Source organism: Desulfovulcanus sp. (genome assembly GCF_982781345.1).
In genome coordinates this window covers 1-1,885 of record NZ_CEYAEZ010000128.1, presented here as the reverse complement: position 1 = coordinate 1,885, position 1,885 = coordinate 1, and the positions used below count along the sequence as shown (strand labels likewise).

The window sequence follows — 1,885 nt, the reverse complement described above, 5'->3', positions numbered from 1 at the left end:
TTCTGTATAATATTTAATTTAATAATAAAATAAAATTAGAAAATTTAAAATAAATTATTTAACTTTCATATTTTTTAGAGTAAAATATATCAAACAGGGATTAAGGATTAAATTATGAAAAGATTAAAATATCAAAAAAAACTAATATTTCTACTTACTCTATTTTTAACAGCTTGTGGAGGGGGTGGAGGTAGTAATTTAAGTGATAATAACAACTTAAACAGTTCAATTACAGAAGAAAATCAAAAACCAAGAGTATATGCAGGAGAAGATAGAAAAGCTCAAATCAATGTATCACTAACAATTTGGGGAAGTGCAATAGACCCAGATGGAGTAATAAGTAGCTATGAGTGGAAAAAGGGTGATGAGGTTCTATCATCTACTGCAATGGTATCTTATATACCAACTCAATTAGGAACTGATAAACTCACATTAACTGTTATGGATAATGATGGAGCAGTAGCTAGTGATAGTATCAATATTAATGTTGTAGAGTATGAGGTAAAAGATACTTATAATGACCCTTTACCATTTTAAAACTATTTAACTCTTAATATTAATAAATTATCATCTCTAGCAATTTCGTCAAATAAATTGTGATTATAGTTATTTAATAGAAGTGCTTGTATCAAAAATGAGTTATAGAGTTTTTTATTCATTATAAGCACATTTTCACCATATATTACAATATATATATTGTTTGGCGTATTATAAGATTTTCTAAACTCTATACTAGAGCCATTTTTGATAATAATCTCTTTTACATCGGCATCTTCATTAGGCTTTGTTGATAATATCCTTCCATGCTCTATATCTATACTTAATTGAGTTGTTGTTTTTAATAATTTTTGAGTATTATCATACCTTTTAGATAATAATATTCTATTATATAAATTAGATGGATACCTCTTTCCAGTTTTTGTATCTATATTAGAAGCTTCTTCAATAGACTCATAAGTATTTAACATTCCTATATGTAATAGTATATAAATATCTTTATTACCATTAGATAATTTAAAACTATTTTCTTCCATATTTTTAATATAGTCTATTGAATACTCTTTAAGAAAAGGAGTCATTATTTTAGATAAACTATTCTTTTTATATTTATTAATAAAAAAGAGTGATGCATTTCTAACAAACTGTTGATTATTACTTAGTAGTATTTTTGATACTATATAGTTATCCTCTCCATGTTTACCATTATCTACTATAGTTCCTATATTACTATAATACCATAAAAGCCAACCATAATCCCAAGGGGCAATAATAAAACTATTTGGTGTGGAGATTGCTTTTAACTCATTTAATGCTTGTATATCATCTGCAGAGGAGAAATAGAAAGGTGAAAGTTTTTTATTATAGCGAACAATATTATTTATAGAAATAGTTACGATAACAATCAAAAATATTTTTATGGCTATATTTACAAATTTATTAGAATATTTACTATTTTGAAAAACAATTTTAAATATTAATCCAATACCATATAAAAGAGTAAAAGCAAATAGAGGAACTCCATATATTGTAAATCTTAAACCTGCAAATAGAGAGACAAATAATATTAATATCAATGGTAGTGTTAATATCATACTTCTATACTTTAATAAAAGAGCTAAATAACCTAAACAAGCTATAATAAAAAAAGTTTTACCATCTGATACTCTATGTGCTAATGTTGCAAAATTAATGGCTCTTGCCTCAGAGACAATCTCTAAATCTCCTCTTAGTTTGACTATCCCATTTTTAGATGCAATTTCAATCCAACTCTGTTTATTTATATAATCATTTGCTCTATTGAAATATTGAGAGATATCTGTTATAGAAAATAGAATAATTGATATAGTAATAAAACTAAAAAAATAGTATCTATAATATTTTGATT

General features: G+C 24.9%; 2 protein-coding genes. One reads left to right on the top strand and one right to left on the bottom strand.

Features of this window, described 5'->3' with window-relative positions:
- The first annotated feature begins 114 nt into the window (after window positions 1–114).
- Window positions 115–537 carry a PKD domain-containing protein gene (locus tag AC3WVG_RS11585; RefSeq protein ID WP_488798276.1) on the top strand — a complete coding sequence of 141 codons (423 nt, stop codon included), beginning with the start codon at window positions 115–117 and terminating at the stop codon, window positions 535–537.
- A 2-nt stretch (window positions 538–539) separates the two neighbouring features.
- On the opposite strand, the gene AC3WVG_RS11580 is transcribed toward AC3WVG_RS11585, so the two are convergent.
- Window positions 540–1,885: hypothetical protein (locus AC3WVG_RS11580; protein WP_488798275.1), on the bottom strand; the 1,346-nt coding region annotated here is incomplete at its 5' end.

Coding starts and splice junctions, on each gene's coding strand:
- AC3WVG_RS11585 (WP_488798276.1), top strand. CDS start 115: ATGAAAAGATTAAAATATCAAAAAAAACTAATATTTCTACTTACTCTA.